The following is a 17,186-nucleotide window of genomic DNA, read 5'->3' as shown; positions in this document are numbered from 1 at the left end:
CCCCTGCCTCCTGAACGATAAAATCAGACCAATTTTACAGGGTTGGGGTGGCAGTGGGCGTATTTTAATCCCGGGGCTACTCCTCCTCCCCAATTAACTTCACTAAGCGGTGCAAAGCCTGGTCTAGGTCATCGTTCACCACTTGGTAATCAAATTCCGCCGCCGCTTGCAATTCTTGCTGGGCCTGGGCCAATCTTTTGGCGATCGCCGTTTCACTGTCCGAACCCCGGCCCCGTAACCGTTCTTCTAACACCTCCACAGAGGGGGGCAAAATAAAAATCCGTCGGGCAGAGGGAAAAGTTTGTTTAATTTGCCTGGCCCCCAGCACTTCAATTTCCAGCAACACGGTTTTGCCCTGGGCAATCTGTTCTTCCACTGGTTGCCGGGGAGTGCCGTAATAGTTACCGGCATACTCGGCCCATTCCAATAGTTTTTCCTCCCCAATCCAAGTTTGAAACTCTTCCTTGGTTAGAAAATAGTAGGATTGCCCGTCTACTTCCCCAGCCCTTGGCGATCGGGTAGTGGCGGAAATGGACAAAAACCAATGGGGTTGGCGCTCCAACAGCAGTTGCACTAAAGTCCCCTTACCCACACCACTGGGGCCCGTTAGCACAATTAATTGTCCTTTTACTGAAGTTTGGTCTGGAGCCATGGAGCTTAACAATTACTTAATAACAAAAGTGAATAATTATGAGTAACCCCCGAAGGAATTAACAAGCAAAAACAGGGGCTAGATAGCAATATAGCTGGGCAATACTGGGTGGAAGTTCAGTTTGGCTCGACTTTTTAGTAAGCACAACCTTAAAATCCTCAAATACTCCCTAGGAACGAAGCGCTCCGGGGAAAAGATCCGTTACCCTAGGAATTTACATCCGTGTAAACTTTTCTTAAAGATTAGCCCATTTAGTCTCCCCTTACCCATGACTGAGCCACCCGTACTGCACGAAACTTCTTCGGAATCGGAAAAGGAACAAAGTATTGGTAAACAGAATTTGTCCTTTCAACCCATTCCCCAAGCCTCCAAACCAGGCAAACGACTCTGGCTAGTGGTGGGAGCCTTACTGTTGCTAGGAGGTGGTGGCTACTGGTGGTTTCAGTCCCGTTCCGGCGGCCCTCCCGGAGGGGCCATGATGGGTCAAATGCCACCAGCACCAGTGAAATGGCAAGTGTTAGAGCCCACTGAGGTGAGGGATTTCACCACGTTGATGGGAACGTTGGAAGCCCCCAAGGGGATGGAAATTGATTCAGAAATTGATGGGCGGGTCGAGGAAATTTTAGTTAGGGAAGGGCAACGGGTAGAACAGGGGCAGGTTTTATTTCGTATTGACAACGATGTTCTACAAACTCAGTTGCTGGAAGCTCAGGCTAATCTAGCGGCGGCCAGGGCCCAATTGGCGGAGTTGGAGGCGGGCAGTCGTCAGGAAGATGTTGCGGCGGCGGCGGCCCAGTTACGTCAAGCTCAAACCCGTTTAGCCAATGCCCAGGGGGGGGCCAGTCCCGAGGAAATTGCCCAGGCCCAAGCTCAATTAGATTCCGCCAAGGCGGCGGCGGAATTGGCCAGTGAGCGGGTGCGGCGGTTTCGTAATCTGCGGGACCAAGGGGTGATTTCCCTCGATGCCTATGACCAACAGTTGAAGGAAGAACGGCAGGCGATCGCCGATGTGGAAGCGGCCCAACGACGGTTACAACAACTAAGACAAGCCCGTAGCTCCGATGTGGAAAGGTTAACGGCGGAAGTGGATGCCCAACGGCAAAATTTAAACCGTTTACAAGCTGGGGAACGACCCGAAACCATTGCCCAAGCTCGGGCCCGGGTAGGTCAGGCTTTGGCCAGTGTGAAAACTCTCCAGGCCCGCCTCGATAAATCAGAAATTACCGCCCCTTTTGCTGGGGTAGTGGGCTACATTCCCGTAAAGTTGGGAGATTACGTCCAAGCTAACGATGATTTAACCAATTTGACTGAAAACCAACAGTTAGATCTGAATTTAGCCGTGCCCCTAGCCCAAGCGCCTCGGTTACGCCCCGGTCTAGTTGTAGAAATCCTCGATGGTCAAGAAAAGGCGATCGCCAGAGGACAAATTAGTTTTGTCTCCCCCGATGTGGACAACGATGGTCAAAGTGTATTAGTCAGAGCCACTTTCAGTAACGAAAACCAAAAACTACTCAATGGTCAGTTGGTGCAGGCCCGGATCATTTGGCAGCAAGACACAGGGCTAGTGGTTCCCACCGTGGCCGTCACCCGCATTGGAGGGGAAAGCTTTGTCTACGTTGTCCAGGACAAGGAAAATGAGCAAACCGGAGAAGCAGCCCTGGTGGCCCAACAAAAGTCCGTTAACCTGGGCAGTATCCAGGGCAGTAACTACCAAATTTTGTCCGGGTTAGAACCGGGAGACAGGGTTATCACGGCGGGATTATTGAGGGTGCAAGACGGGGCCCCCATCCAGCCAGCGCCGACAGAAGGCTCAGCCAACCCAACCCCCTAGAATTTATTTAGCTCTCTCTTTTTTGTCTAGTATGATTGCCCCAGATTCATCCCCTCATCCTCTGGAAATTGCTCCGGTGCTCCAGCAAAAACTTTTTTACCGGGGACGTAAATTTAACTTTGATGTTAGTCGTAGGCAATTGCCCAATGGGGTGGTGGGGGACTGGGAACTGATCCAGCACCCAGGGGGAGCCCTAGTGGTGCCCATTACCAGCGAAGGTCAGTTGGTGCTAGTGCGGCAATATCGTTTTGCATTGGCGGGGCGGCTGTTGGAGTTTCCGGCGGGCACCGTAGAAGTGGGGGAGAATCCAGCAGAAACCGTTAAACGGGAATTGGAAGAGGAAGCTGGTTACCGGGGGCATACCTGGCAAACCATTGGTCAATTTCCCCTGGCTCCGGGCTACTCCGATGAAATTATTTATGCCTATCTAGCCACGGATCTGGAAAAATTACCCAATCCGCCCGCCCAGGATGAAGACGAAGACATTGAAGTGGCGTTAATGACATTCGACCAGTTTGAAACGGCGATCGCCAAAGGGGAAATGATCGACGCAAAGTCCATTGCCAGTTACTTCTGGATGCGCCATTTGCTTTAAAGAAACTAAAACAAACGACGTTTGGCGGGGGATGATTTTGACGGAGTCGTGGTGTTTTTTTTGACAGGCTTGGGCATACTAGTTTTTGGTTTGGGTGCTGACTTGATGGCAGATTTGCCTGGGCTAGGCCGCCGTTGTATCTGCCCCAGATCAGTCGCTTTTTCCAACACTAATTCATTGCCTTGCAGCGTCGTTTCAATATCCCAAAAATGCCGGAGTGGACGGCGACAAATCTCTCCTTCCGCATCTTTTAAAATTCCGCTAATTTTTACCTTAAAAAATAAGGGTCGTTTGCTGGGGGGCTTGGGGGATTGGCGAATTTTCATCACAATATTTTCCCTAGCCTGGGATACAAATACCACTTCCCCCCGAATGGAAAAATAGGGGTGATCTACTTTCAAACTAGGTAAATTGTCCGAAGCCGGCTCAGAAGCTGAAGTGAGCCCCGGGCCAAGATTTTCCGGTTCCCATAATCCCGCTAACTGAAAATGAAGGTGATCATCCTTATCCCTTAGTCGGGGATAAACCACCCAAAAATGGGGATCTTCCAAGTTGACATGGCGCTTAAACAAACTGAAAGTTTTTCCTAATAATACTGACTCCACAATGTCACCGGTTTCCGTCACCAATATTCCCCGTTGACTGGATTCCTCGCTGGCATAGTAGCGTCCATATACCACCCCGATCGCCCGGAACTGTTTGGGGTGACTGGGGGGAGAAATGGGATGCTGACGAGGTTGTAGCGCAGAATCGGCCATGGATGATCAAAGTCAGTTTTAAAAAAGGTATTCCGGGTTGGGGCTCAGATTTCAAACCCGGTGGACACTAGGCACATTCTACCTTGAACTATCTAACCGGATTGTTTTTAGGCAATGTCAGATAAAATGAGCCTGGAATGCCTGACCCTTTTACCCTCCTTGCCATGACCGCCCCCTTTACTCCCGCCGAAATCGCTGCCGAAGGTATCAAACCCGAAGAATACGAAGATATTGTGCAACGGCTCGGCCGCCATCCCAACAAAGCTGAACTGGGAATGTTCGGTGTCATGTGGTCAGAACATTGTTGTTATAAAAATTCCCGTCCCCTACTGAGTAACTTTCCCACCGAAGGAGAACGCATTTTAGTGGGGCCTGGGGAAAATGCCGGGGTCGTAGATTTGGGGGATGGCCTGAGATTGGCGTTTAAAATCGAATCCCATAACCATCCTTCCGCAGTGGAGCCATTCCAGGGAGCCGCCACCGGAGTAGGGGGGATTCTGCGGGATATTTTCACCATGGGAGCGAGGCCGATCGCCATTTTAAATTCCCTACGGTTCGGTAATTTGGACGATGCTAGGAATCGACGTATTTTCACCGGGGTAGTGGATGGGATCAGTCATTACGGTAATTGTGTTGGTGTGCCCACTGTGGGCGGGGAAATCTACTTTGATCCGGCTTACTCCGGTAATCCCCTCGTCAACGCCATGGCCTTGGGTTTGATGGAAACGGAAGAAATTGTCAAAGCTGGGGCTTCTGGGATAGGCAATCCAGTTTTATATGTCGGTTCCACCACGGGACGGGATGGCATGGGGGGAGCCAGTTTTGCCAGTGCTGAGTTAACGGATCAGTCCATGGACGATCGCCCAGCGGTGCAGGTGGGGGATCCCTTTCTGGAAAAATCCTTAATTGAAGCTTGCTTGGAAGCCTTTAAAAGTGGGGCAGTGGTGGCGGCCCAGGACATGGGAGCGGCGGGCATTACCTGTTCCACGGCGGAAATGGCAGCCAAGGGAGGCGTGGGCATTGAGTTGGATTTGGATAAAATTCCAGTGCGGGAAACGGGCATGGTGCCCTACGAATATCTCCTATCCGAATCCCAAGAACGGATGTTATTTGTGGCTCAACCGGGGCGGGAACAGGAATTAATCGATATTTTCCATCGTTGGGGTTTACAGGCGGTGGTGGCGGGGCAGGTGATTGCGGATCCCATTGTGCGGATCTTTTTCCAAGGAGGGATTGCGGCGGAAATTCCCGCTACAGCCCTGGCCGATAACACTCCCATTTACCATCGTCAGTTGCTAGACCAAGCACCCGACTATGCCCAACAAGCTTGGCAATGGCAGGAAAGTGATTTATCTCCAGCGGCGATCGCCGGCATTGAAATTGCAGGGCAAAAGCAAAGCTGGAATGAAGTGTTATTAACCCTGTTGGACAGTCCCACCATTGCCTCTAAGCATTGGGTTTACCGTCAATACGACCATCAAGTACAAAACAATACGGTCATAGTGCCCGGTGGGGCCGATGCGGCGGTGGTGCGGGTGCGTCCCCTGGATGCCAAACCAGAGGAATGTGTGATCGGGGTGGCGGCCACCACAGATTGTAATGCCCGTTACGTTTACTTAAATCCCTTGGAAGGGGCCAAGGCCGCAGTGGCAGAAGCGGCTCGAAATCTCAGTTGTGTGGGAGCAGAACCCCTGGCGGTAACGGATAATTTAAACTTTGGTAGCCCTGAAAATCCAGTGGGCTATTGGCAGTTGGCCCTGGCCTGTGAAGGCATTGCGGAGGGTTGTCGGCAGTTAAACACCCCAGTGACGGGGGGCAATGTCAGCCTGTATAACGAAACGTTGGACTCCAACGGTAGACCCCAACCCATTTATCCCACGCCGGTTATTGGCATGGTGGGACGGGTGGAAAACATCAATAAAGTTGTTGGCCAAGGTTGGCGCAATTCGGGGAATGGCATTTACTTACTGGGTAGTAATGACGGCAATACCCTCGGGGGATCGGAATATTTAGCCGTTGTCCATCACACCGTTGCTGGTCAGCCGCCCCAGGTGGATTTCGATTTGGAAAAAGCAGTGCAAAAAGCCTGTCGCCATGGTATTGCCCAAGGTTGGGTGAACGCGGCCCATGACTGTGCGGAAGGGGGTTTATCGGTAGCCCTGGCAGAAATGGCGATCGCCAGTCAGTTGGGAGCGGAAATTAATCTACCTGATTCCGACCAAAGATTGGATAACTTGCTGTTTGGGGAATCCGCCAGTCGCATTGTGGTAGCGGTGGCACCGGAACATCAGCCTGCCTGGGAAAACTATTTAGCTGGTCAGTCCTTACCCTGGCAAAAATTGGGAGTAGTGGGTACAGCACAGGGCAACTTGACTTTTATCGATGCCCAAAATAACGCTCTGATTGATTTACCAGTTTCCGCTCTGACAGAACCTTGGCAAACGGCGATCGCCCGTCGGCTAAAATCCTAAGACTAGCAACGGAAAAACTCCATGAGTCCAACGGTTTTTAAAGAGGAGGGCTATCGTTTTTTCTTCTTTTCTCGTGAAGAAACAAGAATGCACGTCCATATCTATTGCGAAAAGGGAGAAGCAAAGTTTTGGCTTGAACCTGAAATTGAGTTGGCAAAAAACTACAAGTTATCTCGGTCGGAACTGAAAACCATCGAAAAGATTATTGAGGCCAGACAAAATGAGCTTAGAGACGCTTGGCAAAAACATTTCAACTGTTGAAATTACCCATATTTCTAGCCATGGAATTTGGTTGTTGTCTGGGGACAATGAGTTATTTTTGTCCTACGACGATTTTCCCTGGTTTAAAAACGCTCTGGTAAAACATATTTTCAATGTCATTGAGCCAACCGCCAATCATTTTTATTGGCCCGATCTGGACGTAGATTTGACCTTGGACATCATCAAACATCCTGAACGTTTTCCCCTAGTTTGTACTGAATCTTAATTAATTACCTGGCTTGTTAAAGGCCACTTCACGGCGATCGCCCGTCGTCTGGGCTAGCAAAACCAAGGGGATCAGTTGGGATCAGTCCTCCCTTTGGGGTCGAAAATGGTTGTAGCATGGACAACAAGGGATCAGTCCGCTAGAAACATGCCCATGCTAGCCGTTAACGAAGACAACTTTGATAACCTCGTTCTTCAATGTCCAAAACCGATCTTGGTTTACTTTGGCGCTCCCTGGTGCGGACTATGTCACTTTGTCAAACCCCTGCTCAACCATCTCCACGGCGAATGGCAAGAGCAACTCGTTTGTGTGGAGGTTAATGCTGATGTCAACCTGCATTTAGCCAACGCCTACCGCTTAAAAAATCTTCCCACTCTGATCCTCTTTAACCGTGGTCAGGTGATTCAACGGCTAGAGGATTTTCGGGTTAGGGAAGATCTCCATCGCATCCGGGAACAAATAGCAGTTTCCCTTTTCTCTCCCTGAACCATCCAGTGCTTGCCCTGGGTTAACGGTTGCCCAACAATGGAGAGATTAATCAGTTGAGCAATTCGGATAAAGCTGGGGCAATTATGGCTAATCAAGATTTAATTCCTGTGGTAGTGAACGGTGCGGCTGGAAAAATGGGCCGGGAAGTAATTAAAGCCGTAGCCCAAGCCCCCGATCTCCAATTGGTGGGGGCAGTGGATCATAATCCCAGTCTCCAAGGTCAAGACATTGGCGAAGTGGTGGGCATTGCCCCCCTGGAAGTTCCTGTCTTAGCTGATCTCCAGAGTGTGTTGGTGTTGGCCACCCAGGAAAAAATTCAAGGGGTAATGGTGGACTTCACCCATCCCAGCGGCGTTTATGACAATGTTCGTTCGGCGATCGCCTATGGGGTGCGGCCAGTGGTGGGTACCACCGGATTGAGTGAGCAACAAATCCAAGACCTAGGGGATTTTGCTGAAAAAGCTAGTACAGGTTGTCTGATTGCCCCTAACTTTGCCATTGGAGTTCTGTTGATGCAACAAGCTGCTGTGCAAGCCTGCCAATACTTTGACCACGTGGAAATTATCGAATTACACCATAACCAGAAAGCCGACGCCCCTAGCGGCACTGCCATTAAAACCGCCCAAATGTTAGCGGAAATGGGCAAAACATTTAACCCACCGGCCGTAGAAGAAAAGGAAACCATTGCGGGAGCTAAGGGAGGACTAGGGCCAGGGCAAATTCCCATCCACAGCATTCGTTTACCGGGGCTAATCGCCCATCAAGAAGTCCTATTTGGTTCCCCAGGGCAACTTTATACCATCCGTCACGACACCACCGACCGGGCTTGCTATATGCCGGGGGTACTTTTAGGCATTCGTAAAGTGGTAGAACTGAAGGGCTTAGTTTACGGTCTGGAAAAACTACTCTAGTCACTTAGGGTAAAAATTAACACTCAATCAGAAATTGATCGATAAAGTCCAGCAAAAACTCAACCTTTAACTATTAACTATGCGATTAGTTATGCTCGGTGGCCCGGGGTCAGGGAAAAGCACCCAGTCCCATAACCTCAGCCAAGAACTTAAGTTGCCAGTGATTTCCATGGGGGGTATTCTGCGGGAAGCCATTGCCAACGCCACTCCCCTGGGAATCAAGGCTAAACCCTATGTGGAAAGAGGGGATCTGTTGCCAGATCCGATGATGATCGAATTTATTCAACAGAGGTTGGTGCAGGAAGATGGGGGTCAGGGTTGGATTTTGGAAGGTTATCCTCGCACCGCTTTCCAAGCAGAAGAACTGGACTTTTTACTCGAAGATCTGGGGCAGCCCCTGGATTGGGCCCTGTACCTGAAAATTGATGAAGCCACGATGGTGGAACGTTCCCTCAACCGTTCTTTGTTTGACGATCATCCTGAAGCCATCACCACTCGCATTGGCAAGTTTCATGAGTACACCGTTCCCCTATTGGAATACTACGCTGCGAAGCAAAACCTACTCACAGTGAATGCATACCCCGAAGTTGATCAAGTTACAAAGCTAATTTTGGCTCGGCTTTAGGAGCCGGTTTCCAGTGTCTTTGTTTATCCTCTAAATCTTTTGGCTAAAGCTCTAACAATACCGGGGATATTGGCATCTTGTTTCGCCCAACTTGGCAGATCGGAACTTTTTACCAATCTTTGCGAAAAAATAACAAGGGCAGCAAAATACTCAAAATTGTGGGGTCACAAAATTTAAGTAACTAGTGATCAATTTTTCACCCCAAAAGAGACTGATGAGGGCACCGATCGCCAAAAAGGGGCCAAAGGGAAAACCCTGTCGCCGTTGCAATGTGCCCAACAGTAACTTCAAACCCCCATAGATGGAACCGATGAAACAGGCAATGAAGGTGGTCAACAGTAATGACGGCCAGCCCAACCAAGCCCCTACCATGGATGCCAATTTGGGATCCCCGTCCCCCATGCCTTCCCTACCGAGCAACAGACTTCCTCCCATGCGGATCAAATCAAACAACCATAGCCCCAATACCGCCGAGGCGATCGCCTCCACCAAGGGGACAATCCAATGGCCACGTTGCCAACCCAGTAGTAAATGAAATAACAGCCCAAGCACCAATCCCGGTTTAGTCAAACTATTGGGCAGGGTCATGGTGTCCCAGTCAATTAAAGTCAGGGAGATTAAAAAACTAATTAATATCCAGTAGCCGAAGGTTTGCCACTGCCAACCAAAACGCCAACAGGTCAGGGCAAATAAGAATCCCGTCGCAGCCTCCACCAAGGGATAGCGGGGAGAAATGGCAGTTTGGCACCAACGGCATTTACCCCGTAGCCAAAGCCAACCCACCACTGGCACATTCTCCTTCGGGCCCAGTCGGTGGCCACAGTGGGGACAACGGGAAGGGGGATGTACCAGGGATAAACCTTCTGGCAAACGATAGGCCACCACGTTGAGAAAACTACCCACGGCACAGCCCAGAGCAATGGCAAGTAGGAAAGCAAGGGGGGCAATCAGGGGATCCATGCTGGTCTCGGCGAAGGAATGTCAAGGGTTTAAGGTGGTGTTTGCCAAGCCCTTTTCCCCCTAATTTCGACGACGGGAAAAAACTTAAAGTCCCCCGGCATTGGAAAATTTAAATTTAAGGAGTGCAATAGGACTTGACGAACAGGTTCTAAGACAAATGTAGTCCGTTTTCCTTTTGAAAAGCCCAATTTTATCCTTATTGACTGCGGTTAGTCCTCTAATTCCTTCTTGATCAGCTGATAGTTAGCATCTAGATAAATTTCATATTTCCGCCCATCGGCACAAATCGCGTCGTCAATTTCAAACCGTCTTTTGTCGATTTCGTACTCTGCATCATCAAAGGAACTACAGCCCAGGGCATTGAGGGCTTGGACAATTCTCTGTCTTTCCTGGGCCGTTACATCCCGGTCATCGGCCCTGGCGATCGCCGCTGTGAGGGTCATTTCCATCAGTACCACACCGGCCAGAAAATAGCTAATTTGTTTGATGGTATCCATTGTGGTTAGTTTCTCCAAGGAAAGTTTGAGCAAGACATTAGTTTTTTCAACTTAGAGCGTTATTGTCAATTTACCAAACCGGGGGTTAACAGCTTGGCGATCGCCCACTGCCCCGGGCCATGGTTGGGGACAAACGATTGGTTAACAGAGGTCATCCACCAAAGGATTAAGATGGGAAACAAGTACCTGGCATAGGTATTAATGGGGGACCCCACCGCTGAGCAGAAATCAGTCCCCGACCTGAGTATCTGGATTGTGTGCAAATTGTATGAAAACTTTATTACTAACCTGGCTGGATCGTATTTTGATTGCCGATGTATTCCTGGTGCTGCTGGGCTTTTTCTGGTTTGCCATCGCTGTGGTGGGGGAATCCACTGGTATTCCTTTGGGCTATCAAATCTGGCAAAAACTTTGGTTGCCCCTATTCAATCCCGCCATTAGTATTCTGATTTTGGGTGCCGTCAGCAGTTGGGGAATCAAAAAACTTTCCCAATGGTTCACCACTAAACAAGGGGGTTAGGGCCATGAAAGGGTGGGTCAAGGGGGCGATTGTTCTGGCCATTGCTTTGGTGGGTTTGGAAGTCATTGCCCGCATCTATGTGGAAAATCTCTGGTTCCAGGAGTTAAGCTTCCAGTCCGTCTTTTGGAAGCGGGTGCGCTGGCAAGGGAGCATTGCTCTGATTACAGGCTTTATTTCCTGGGGCTTTATTGTCTTCCAGGTTAAAGTCACTAATCGCCTGATCCAAGAGGAGGCCCAACTGAAAGGCCTGGCCGTTGCCCAAGCTGTTTATGCACCAGTGCCCGTGGCGATCGGTTCTCGTTACTTGCCCATGCCCGCTCCCCCGGTGGGCCCCAAAGCCCATTCCCGTCCCCTGCAACTACCCGTTCTACTGCCCCTAATTATTGTCCTACAACTGATTCTGATATCCCTGGTGATGTATTACGTTTTCATCACTATTCAGGTGTGGACTCCGGACTATACTTTGCCCAATATCACCCCAGCGGTGCCCCAACCCTTTCGGCTTCATTTTTTGTTTACTAGTTTCAGTGGCATGGGTAGCCAGTTGGGGGTGACGGCCTTGGCGGGTATGCTAGCCCTCATCGGTGTGTTGCGGGGTCCCAGACTATTACCGGGCTTGGTCTTTATTTTGAGTGCAGTTTGGGGACTGCTGCTATCTGGTAACTGGTTTCGACTGTTACTTTCTGTTAATAGTCAGCCCTTCAATACCATCGACCCCCAATTTCACCACGATATTAGCTTTTATATTTTCCAGATTCCCCTCTGGCAATTACTCGAAAGTTGGTGGCGGGGTTTATTCCTCTTCAGTTTGTTAGGGGTAACTCTAATTATTCTCAAATCCGCTGATAGTTTATCGGAGGGACGATTTCCCGGTTTTTCTGCAGCCCAATTGAGACATATAAGTGCTCTGGGAGCCGCAGTAGCTCTCACCCTAGGGGTGGAACATTGGTTAAAGCGTTACGATTATTTGTTTGCTAACCATGGCGTAGTCTATGGGGCCAACTACACCGACATTCATTGGCGTTTACCCGTAGAAACTGGGCTGGCGATTTTCAGCATGGCGATCGCCATTTGGTTGGGGTGGTTAAGCGTTAAGGGTTGGCCTAGGGCAAAAGGAACAGGTGCTCCCCAGCGGCGGGGACAGTTACCCATAATTGGCCTCTGGTTGCCAGTGGCTGTTTACTTGTTAATTCTGCTTCTGCAAAATTTGGGGGGTTGGGCGATCGAACTGTTAGTAGTGCAACCCAATCAACTCACCAGGGAAAGACCCTATCTCGCCCGCAACATCGCCGCCACTAGAGAGGCTTTTAACCTACAAATCATTCAGCCAGCTACCCTCACCGGCCGTGGCCAACTCACCCCCGCTAGCCTAGAGAGAAACCGACTCACCCTAAATAACATTCGCCTCTGGGATCCCATTCCCCTACTGAAAACTAATCGACAACTACAACAAATTCGCCTTTACTATAAGTTCTCTGATGCTGACCTGGACCGCTACACTATCCGGGTGCAAAAAGACGACACGCAAACCATTAGCACCGCCAAACAACAAACCCTCATTGCCCCCAGGGAATTGGACTACACCGCTGTACCAGAAAAGGCCCAAACCTGGGTGAACAAACATTTGGTCTATACCCACGGCTACGGCTTCACCCTTTCCCCCGTTAACCTAGTGGACCAAGGTGGATTGCCCTATTACTTTGTCAAAGATATTGGCACTGACGAAAACGCAGGCGCTCTACGTACCTCTAGTGAGTTGATCCGCACTAGTATTCCCATTGGTAAACCCCGCATTTATTTTGGTGAAATCACTGATAACTACATCATGACCAACACCGCCATTCCTGAACTGGATTTTCCCAGTGGAGAGGCCAATGTTTACAACTTTTATGACGGGCGGGGTGGCATTTTTTTAAATTCTCCCATCAGAAAATTATTATTTGCCGTTTATTTGCGGGATTGGCAAATGCTATTCACTGAGAACTTTAAGCCTGATACCAGAGTTTTATTTCGCCGCAATATTAACCATCGCATCCGCCACATTGCTCCCTTTTTGCGTTTTGACCGCGATCCTTACCTGGTGACAGCCAAAGTAAAAGGGGAAGAACATTCCACTCTTTATTGGCTGATCGATGCCTATACCACCAGCAATTCCTATCCCTATTCCGATCCGGGGGAAGGAGATGCTAACCAACCGGGGCGTAATTTCAATTACATTCGTAATTCAGTCAAAATTTTAGTGGATGCCTACAATGGTGATGTGCGTTTTTTCACTATTGATAAGCAAGATCCGCTAATTAATGCTTGGCAGAAAATATTTCCCGAACTGTTTTTACCTTTTAGTTCCATGCCCTCTACTTTAAAAAGTCATATTCGTTATCCAGTGGATATGTTTAGTACCCAATCGGAGCGATTGTTGACCTATCACATGGAAGATATTGATGTATTTTATAACCGGGAAGACCAATGGCGTATTCCCCAGGAAACCTATGCCGATGAGCAACAACCCATTGCCCCGTATTACCTAATTATGAAATTGGCAGGGATTGATGCCAAAGAAGAGGAATTTGTTCTTTCCCAAGTTTATACTCCTAATGCCCGCAATAACCTGATTGCCCTACTCTTTGCCCGCTGTGATGAACAAAATTATGGCAAATTGTTGCTCTACACCTTACCCAAGGAACGACTGGTTTATGGCCCAGAGCAAATTGAAGCTTTGGTGAACCAAGATCCAGTAATTTCCGAACGGATTAGTCTTTGGAACCGCCGGGGCTCCCGGGCCATTCAGGGTAATTTGCTGGTAATTCCCATTGAAGAATCCTTACTTTATGTGGAACCAATTTATCTGGAAGCTGAGAAAAATAGTTTGCCCACCCTCGCTCGGGTTGTGGTGGTTTATGGTAATCAAATTGCCATGGCAGAAAGCTTAAATGAAGCCATAGAGGCAATTTTTGATCCTAATCCGACCGGAAGAAACGCAATTGTTCGTCCTCTGGATGACACTGTCAATGACCTTAATAGTGAGTTGAATTAGAGGTAATTATGGATCGAATAGAACAAAAAGTTAAAGAACTTTATGATCTTGCAAAAATTTATCCAGATGATGAAAATTTGCAAATAGCGGTAGGTACTCTCAAGTCAATTCGTAGGTCAAGAGGAAGTCTTCAGAGTTGGAATAGTCGCTATAGAAGTCAGATTAGCGAGCTAAATAGCTCAATAGAGATTCAAGAGGAGGAAAAAAATAGGCTGCAAGCAGAATTAGATCAAATAAAAATAGAAGTGCAGAATTCTATTGTAGAAAAACAAAAAATGATCATTGAAAGAGATAAAATTAAGGCTGAATTAAAGAATATTCAAACAGAAATAGAATTGGCGGCATTCAAAGTTAAAGAAAGCAGAAGTTGGTTTGGCAAATTTCATATATTGTGGACATTTGTCAATTCAGTCTTTTTCGATGAGCCGCCCGATATGGGATTAATTGATACTTCCCCCAAATCTGATCCTGATAAACCTCAAATGGACACAAAACCATCTTCCATTGGTAGAGATTCAGGTTAAACCCTCTTAAAAAAATCTAAAAAACTATGTCTAAATTTAGCAAATTACTAGACCAACTTGACGAAATAGATCAACAAGACACTAAAAATACCGCCAAGCTTCTGGGGGCTACCGCTGTTCTTTATGAGCGTTTACAAGAGATTGTTAATCGAAAGACTACGCAATTTTTAGATCAAGAAAAGGAAGTTAACAAAGAATTTCTAATTAAACATTTTGGCAATTATCGTAATACTTACAGTGCTTACAATAAGACCTATGGCATAAAAGCAAAAGGATGGGATAGTTTGTTACCTAAAATTAAGAGTTTGCCCGTACCGCAATCCCTGGAAGACCGGGTGAAAGAACTAGAAACACAGGTTCAGTATCTAGCCCAGATCTTTGGTGAATTTCTAGAAAAAAACTGACAAGGAAAATCTTGCCGAAGTTACCAACAACTAGGGTTGAGATACCTTGCTGGTTAGTTCCTTTAGGGGTTGCCAGTGGTTGATGTCATCCAAGAGCGCTTTGTAGCCCGCCACGTTAGGATGGAGTCCATCGGCCATGAGATGATCGTTAATCCATGCTTGGCCCCGCTGTTGCCAAATTTCAAAGATATCTAGGTAGGGAATTTGGCGATCGCCGCAGGCCTGTTGGGTAATAGTTTTGAAACGATGTTGGTCAGCGTGGTTAAAGTAAAAACAATCAAGGAAAGGCATGGGAGCTTCGTTGACGGGCACCATACCGACAAAAAGCACCGGGCAAAGTTGACGGGCGCTGTCCAATAGCTGCTCCACCTGTTTTTGAAAGAGAATTTCATCGGTGAAACACCGTCCATCAGGCCGACCCAACCGGGGGGAGTCGTTTACCCCCACAGAGAGAATCAGCAAATCGGGGACTTTGTTGCGGATTTCTCCCCGCAGGCGAAATTCTTGCTCCAGACGTTCACTAACTTGGGCTACCCGATCGCCACGGATACCGAGGTTATAGAGTACGGGGCCATTTTCTTCCATCCAAAATCGCCGTAGCCGTTCTGCCCAACCGCCACCAATGGGATCTCCGTAACCGTAGACAAGGCTGTCCCCCATGGCCAACACTTTCAGGGGGTGGTCAAAACGGGGAGTTTGGGTAAGGGTCGACGCAGGGGAAATCGTTTGCATGGGATGATGTCCTAGGGTCGGGCGGGTAAAATCAAAACCAATGGGATGGATTGTAACGAGATCTTAACTGAGATTCTACAGGTTGACGTAAGCATTTATACACATTTGCCCCCCGGCGATCGCCAAATTGGGGCAAAAAATTAGATAATTGCGGCGCATTTGCCCCATCCTATCCCCGATAAACTAAAGGTTGCAGTAAGCAACGATACTTAAACCTATTGGTAATGACCGTACCTCCTCCCCTTTCCCTGGCCGATCATAGTTTGGGCTTGGCCATCCACACCGCCACCGGCCAGCTAGGTTTAGCTCTACAACGGGGAGAAAATCCAGTGGCCCAGCAAACTTGGCCCTTGGATCGGGAATTACTCAATCAATTACACAATTGTTTAGGGGATTTTTTGCCTAGCCAACAGTGGTCTGAGTTAGATTATCTGGCCGTAGCCCAGGGCCCTGGTAGCTTTACCAGTGTCCGCATTGGCATGGTCACCGCCCGTACCTTGGCCCAGCAATTACAAATTCCCCTATTTACCATTTCTACCCTGGCTTGTTTTGCCCAATCTTTGGTTAAAACCTGTGGCGATGGCGAATTATTGGCTGTCACTATGCCCGCAACCAGGGGTTATTTTTATGGGGCGCTCTATCAAATAGTCGGGGAAAAACTAATTACCCTAGACGGCGATCGCCTTTGGTTACCGGAGGATTGGCAACAACTTATGGCGGATAAAGGGGTAAAACAGATTCACGCTACCCCAGATCAGCTCGGTATCACTGCCCCCCAACTCCTCACCCTCGCTTGGCAACATTGGCTCCTTGGCGATCGACCCCACTGGTCAGCGGCCCAACCTTTTTATGGCATGAGTCCCACCGACCCTGTGGCAAATTAACTTACTTTTTACTGCTAAAACATTAGGGATAAAATAGTTTATAAAGTTGTTTTATTTGTTAACCATTGCCAAGTAAATAGAACAATAAAAGCGGGGTTGTTAATTAAATATCTGCGCCATAATCGCTTCGGTTCCATGCGCAAACGGTAGAGCCATTCCAATCCCATGGCCATTAACCAACGGGGAGCTTGAGACACCAAACCACTGTGGAAATTAAAAGCGGCTCCCACCCCCACCATGACTAGATCTATTTTTTGGTAATGATTAGCCATCCAAATTTCCTGCTTAGGACAACCTAAACCAACAAAAAGGATACCAGCGCCGGACTGCTTAATTTTGGCCAAGGCGTTTTTTTCTTCCTCAGGTTCTAGTGGGCGAAAAGGGGGAGAATCAGCGCCAACAATCTTCAGTTTAGGAAACCGTTTAATTAGGTTAACTTTAAGTTGCTGCAAACAATCTTCTGTGCCACCATAAAGATAAATACCAAGGTTTTCCGCCGCGGCCCGCTGACAAATTGTTAGCATCAAATCCGGGCCATAAACTCTGGTGGCCTGCGGGTAACCGAGCAATTTTAATCCCCACACCAATGGCATACCATCGGGGGTGACCAACACAGCTTGATTAATAATTTCTTGATAACTTTTATTGCCATAGGCACTCATTACCACATGGACATTGGCCGCTACCACATAACTGGCGATCGCCGCTTTAGCTAAATTAATGATGGTGGCTGTGGCTTGTCCATAGTCTGTGCAGTCAATTCTCGTGCTGATAATGGTGCGGGAAATGGTCACAGCAAAAGCCAAAGTGGA

Annotated in this window: 19 protein-coding genes; 13 read left to right on the top strand and 6 right to left on the bottom strand. The window is 48.4% G+C overall.

Annotated features, from left to right (window positions below; all coding sequences use genetic code 11):
• Positions 1-76: 76 nt before the first annotated feature.
• The gene (gene gmk / locus C7I86_RS00375; RefSeq protein ID WP_010871278.1) at positions 77-652 is read right to left on the bottom strand and encodes a guanylate kinase; all 576 of its coding nucleotides are present in this window, start codon (positions 650-652) and stop codon (positions 77-79) included.
• A gap of 268 nt (positions 653-920) precedes the next feature.
• Between gmk and C7I86_RS00370 the strand changes: the two genes are divergently transcribed.
• Complete coding sequence (locus tag C7I86_RS00370; protein WP_010871277.1) at positions 921-2,483, top strand: efflux RND transporter periplasmic adaptor subunit; 1,563 nt, start codon at positions 921-923, stop codon at positions 2,481-2,483.
• A gap of 31 nt (positions 2,484-2,514) precedes the next feature.
• Positions 2,515-3,078 (top strand): NUDIX hydrolase, encoded by a 564-nt coding sequence (locus tag C7I86_RS00365; protein WP_010871276.1) that lies wholly within the window; start codon positions 2,515-2,517, stop codon positions 3,076-3,078.
• A 5-nt stretch (positions 3,079-3,083) separates the two neighbouring features.
• Here the strand turns inward: C7I86_RS00365 and C7I86_RS00360 are convergent, their stop codons facing one another.
• Positions 3,084-3,836, bottom strand: a complete 753-nt coding sequence (locus C7I86_RS00360; RefSeq protein ID WP_010871275.1) for a hypothetical protein — start codon at positions 3,834-3,836, stop codon at positions 3,084-3,086.
• 137 nt (positions 3,837-3,973) lie between these two features.
• On the opposite strand from C7I86_RS00360, the gene purL reads away from it, so the two are divergent.
• The 6 genes from purL to C7I86_RS00330 all read left to right on the top strand — a co-directional run bounded on the left by purL (position 3,974) and on the right by C7I86_RS00330 (position 8,819).
• Positions 3,974-6,307 (top strand): phosphoribosylformylglycinamidine synthase subunit PurL, encoded by a 2,334-nt coding sequence (gene purL, locus C7I86_RS00355; RefSeq protein WP_010871274.1) that lies wholly within the window; start codon positions 3,974-3,976, stop codon positions 6,305-6,307.
• 21 nt (positions 6,308-6,328) lie between these two features.
• Positions 6,329-6,568: a DUF4160 domain-containing protein gene (locus C7I86_RS00350; RefSeq protein WP_020861352.1), complete on the top strand. Its 240-nt coding sequence runs from the start codon at positions 6,329-6,331 to the stop codon at positions 6,566-6,568.
• A complete protein-coding gene (locus C7I86_RS00345; protein WP_020861351.1) occupies positions 6,528-6,794 on the top strand; it encodes a DUF2442 domain-containing protein in 267 nt (88 codons plus the stop codon). The genes C7I86_RS00350 and C7I86_RS00345 overlap by 41 nt, the downstream gene beginning before the upstream one ends.
• Before the next feature lie 153 nt (positions 6,795-6,947).
• Positions 6,948-7,280, top strand: a complete 333-nt coding sequence (locus C7I86_RS00340) for a co-chaperone YbbN (RefSeq protein WP_041425898.1) — start codon at positions 6,948-6,950, stop codon at positions 7,278-7,280.
• Between the two features lie 86 nt (positions 7,281-7,366).
• On the top strand, positions 7,367-8,194 hold the full coding sequence (dapB, locus tag C7I86_RS00335) for a 4-hydroxy-tetrahydrodipicolinate reductase (protein WP_010871272.1): 828 nt from the start codon (positions 7,367-7,369) through the stop codon (positions 8,192-8,194).
• A 79-nt stretch (positions 8,195-8,273) separates the two neighbouring features.
• Entirely contained in the window at positions 8,274-8,819 is a 546-nt protein-coding gene (locus C7I86_RS00330) for a nucleoside monophosphate kinase (RefSeq protein ID WP_010871271.1), read from the top strand.
• Positions 8,820-8,969: 150 nt separating this feature from the next.
• Here C7I86_RS00330 and C7I86_RS00325 read toward each other — a convergent pair whose 3' ends face one another.
• Together C7I86_RS00325 and C7I86_RS00320 are read right to left on the bottom strand one after the other, a co-directional pair.
• Positions 8,970-9,779 carry an A24 family peptidase gene (locus C7I86_RS00325; protein WP_010871270.1) on the bottom strand — a complete coding sequence of 270 codons (810 nt, stop codon included), beginning with the start codon at positions 9,777-9,779 and terminating at the stop codon, positions 8,970-8,972.
• 209 nt (positions 9,780-9,988) lie between these two features.
• Complete coding sequence (locus C7I86_RS00320; protein ID WP_010871269.1) at positions 9,989-10,276, bottom strand: PepSY domain-containing protein; 288 nt, start codon at positions 10,274-10,276, stop codon at positions 9,989-9,991.
• A 268-nt stretch (positions 10,277-10,544) separates the two neighbouring features.
• Between C7I86_RS00320 and C7I86_RS00315 the strand changes: the two genes are divergently transcribed.
• Genes C7I86_RS00315 through C7I86_RS00300 form a run of 4 tightly spaced genes read left to right on the top strand, consistent with a single transcriptional unit; the run spans position 10,545 to position 14,758 of the window.
• The gene (locus C7I86_RS00315) at positions 10,545-10,796 is read left to right on the top strand and encodes a hypothetical protein (protein WP_010871268.1); all 252 of its coding nucleotides are present in this window, start codon (positions 10,545-10,547) and stop codon (positions 10,794-10,796) included.
• The gene (locus C7I86_RS00310) at positions 10,732-13,830 is read left to right on the top strand and encodes a UPF0182 family protein (protein WP_010871267.1); all 3,099 of its coding nucleotides are present in this window, start codon (positions 10,732-10,734) and stop codon (positions 13,828-13,830) included. Before C7I86_RS00315 ends, C7I86_RS00310 begins: the two co-directional genes overlap by 65 nt.
• An 8-nt stretch (positions 13,831-13,838) precedes the next feature.
• A complete protein-coding gene (locus C7I86_RS00305) occupies positions 13,839-14,354 on the top strand; it encodes a hypothetical protein (protein WP_010871266.1) in 516 nt (171 codons plus the stop codon).
• Between the two features lie 26 nt (positions 14,355-14,380).
• Positions 14,381-14,758 carry a hypothetical protein gene (locus tag C7I86_RS00300; RefSeq protein WP_010871265.1) on the top strand — a complete coding sequence of 126 codons (378 nt, stop codon included), beginning with the start codon at positions 14,381-14,383 and terminating at the stop codon, positions 14,756-14,758.
• A gap of 30 nt (positions 14,759-14,788) precedes the next feature.
• Here the strand turns inward: C7I86_RS00300 and C7I86_RS00295 are convergent, their stop codons facing one another.
• A complete protein-coding gene (locus C7I86_RS00295; protein WP_010871264.1) occupies positions 14,789-15,490 on the bottom strand; it encodes an SGNH/GDSL hydrolase family protein in 702 nt (233 codons plus the stop codon).
• A 224-nt stretch (positions 15,491-15,714) separates the two neighbouring features.
• Between C7I86_RS00295 and tsaB the strand changes: the two genes are divergently transcribed.
• Positions 15,715-16,374, top strand: a complete 660-nt coding sequence (gene tsaB, locus C7I86_RS00290) for a tRNA (adenosine(37)-N6)-threonylcarbamoyltransferase complex dimerization subunit type 1 TsaB (RefSeq protein WP_010871263.1) — start codon at positions 15,715-15,717, stop codon at positions 16,372-16,374.
• A 38-nt stretch (positions 16,375-16,412) separates the two neighbouring features.
• On the opposite strand, the gene C7I86_RS00285 is transcribed toward tsaB, so the two are convergent.
• Positions 16,413-17,168 (bottom strand): WecB/TagA/CpsF family glycosyltransferase, encoded by a 756-nt coding sequence (locus C7I86_RS00285; protein ID WP_010871262.1) that lies wholly within the window; start codon positions 17,166-17,168, stop codon positions 16,413-16,415.
• Between the last annotated feature and the right edge of the window lie 18 nt (positions 17,169-17,186).

Source organism: Synechocystis sp. IPPAS B-1465, assembly GCF_003015225.1.
Lineage (GTDB): Bacteria > Cyanobacteriota > Cyanobacteriia > Cyanobacteriales > Microcystaceae > Synechocystis.
Note: the sequence above shows the minus strand (reverse complement) of the source record. Positions and strands in the feature narration are given on the sequence as shown.

Bases quoted from the DNA above. Each gene is read 5' to 3' on its own strand.
- C7I86_RS00295 (WP_010871264.1), bottom strand. From the start codon at position 15,490: ATGCAAACGATTTCCCCTGCGTCGACCCTTACCCAAACTCCCCGTTTT.
- gmk (WP_010871278.1), bottom strand. From the start codon at position 652: ATGGCTCCAGACCAAACTTCAGTAAAAGGACAATTAATTGTGCTAACG.
- C7I86_RS00370 (WP_010871277.1), top strand. From the start codon at position 921: ATGACTGAGCCACCCGTACTGCACGAAACTTCTTCGGAATCGGAAAAG.
- C7I86_RS00320 (WP_010871269.1), bottom strand. From the start codon at position 10,276: ATGGATACCATCAAACAAATTAGCTATTTTCTGGCCGGTGTGGTACTG.
- C7I86_RS00360 (WP_010871275.1), bottom strand. From the start codon at position 3,836: ATGGCCGATTCTGCGCTACAACCTCGTCAGCATCCCATTTCTCCCCCC.
- dapB (WP_010871272.1), top strand. From the start codon at position 7,367: ATGGCTAATCAAGATTTAATTCCTGTGGTAGTGAACGGTGCGGCTGGA.
- C7I86_RS00340 (WP_041425898.1), top strand. From the start codon at position 6,948: ATGCTAGCCGTTAACGAAGACAACTTTGATAACCTCGTTCTTCAATGT.
- C7I86_RS00350 (WP_020861352.1), top strand. From the start codon at position 6,329: ATGAGTCCAACGGTTTTTAAAGAGGAGGGCTATCGTTTTTTCTTCTTT.
- tsaB (WP_010871263.1), top strand. From the start codon at position 15,715: ATGACCGTACCTCCTCCCCTTTCCCTGGCCGATCATAGTTTGGGCTTG.
- C7I86_RS00345 (WP_020861351.1), top strand. From the start codon at position 6,528: ATGAGCTTAGAGACGCTTGGCAAAAACATTTCAACTGTTGAAATTACC.
- C7I86_RS00325 (WP_010871270.1), bottom strand. From the start codon at position 9,779: ATGGATCCCCTGATTGCCCCCCTTGCTTTCCTACTTGCCATTGCTCTG.
- C7I86_RS00330 (WP_010871271.1), top strand. From the start codon at position 8,274: ATGCGATTAGTTATGCTCGGTGGCCCGGGGTCAGGGAAAAGCACCCAG.
- C7I86_RS00305 (WP_010871266.1), top strand. From the start codon at position 13,839: ATGGATCGAATAGAACAAAAAGTTAAAGAACTTTATGATCTTGCAAAA.
- C7I86_RS00365 (WP_010871276.1), top strand. From the start codon at position 2,515: ATGATTGCCCCAGATTCATCCCCTCATCCTCTGGAAATTGCTCCGGTG.
- C7I86_RS00300 (WP_010871265.1), top strand. From the start codon at position 14,381: ATGTCTAAATTTAGCAAATTACTAGACCAACTTGACGAAATAGATCAA.
- purL (WP_010871274.1), top strand. From the start codon at position 3,974: ATGCCTGACCCTTTTACCCTCCTTGCCATGACCGCCCCCTTTACTCCC.
- C7I86_RS00315 (WP_010871268.1), top strand. From the start codon at position 10,545: ATGAAAACTTTATTACTAACCTGGCTGGATCGTATTTTGATTGCCGAT.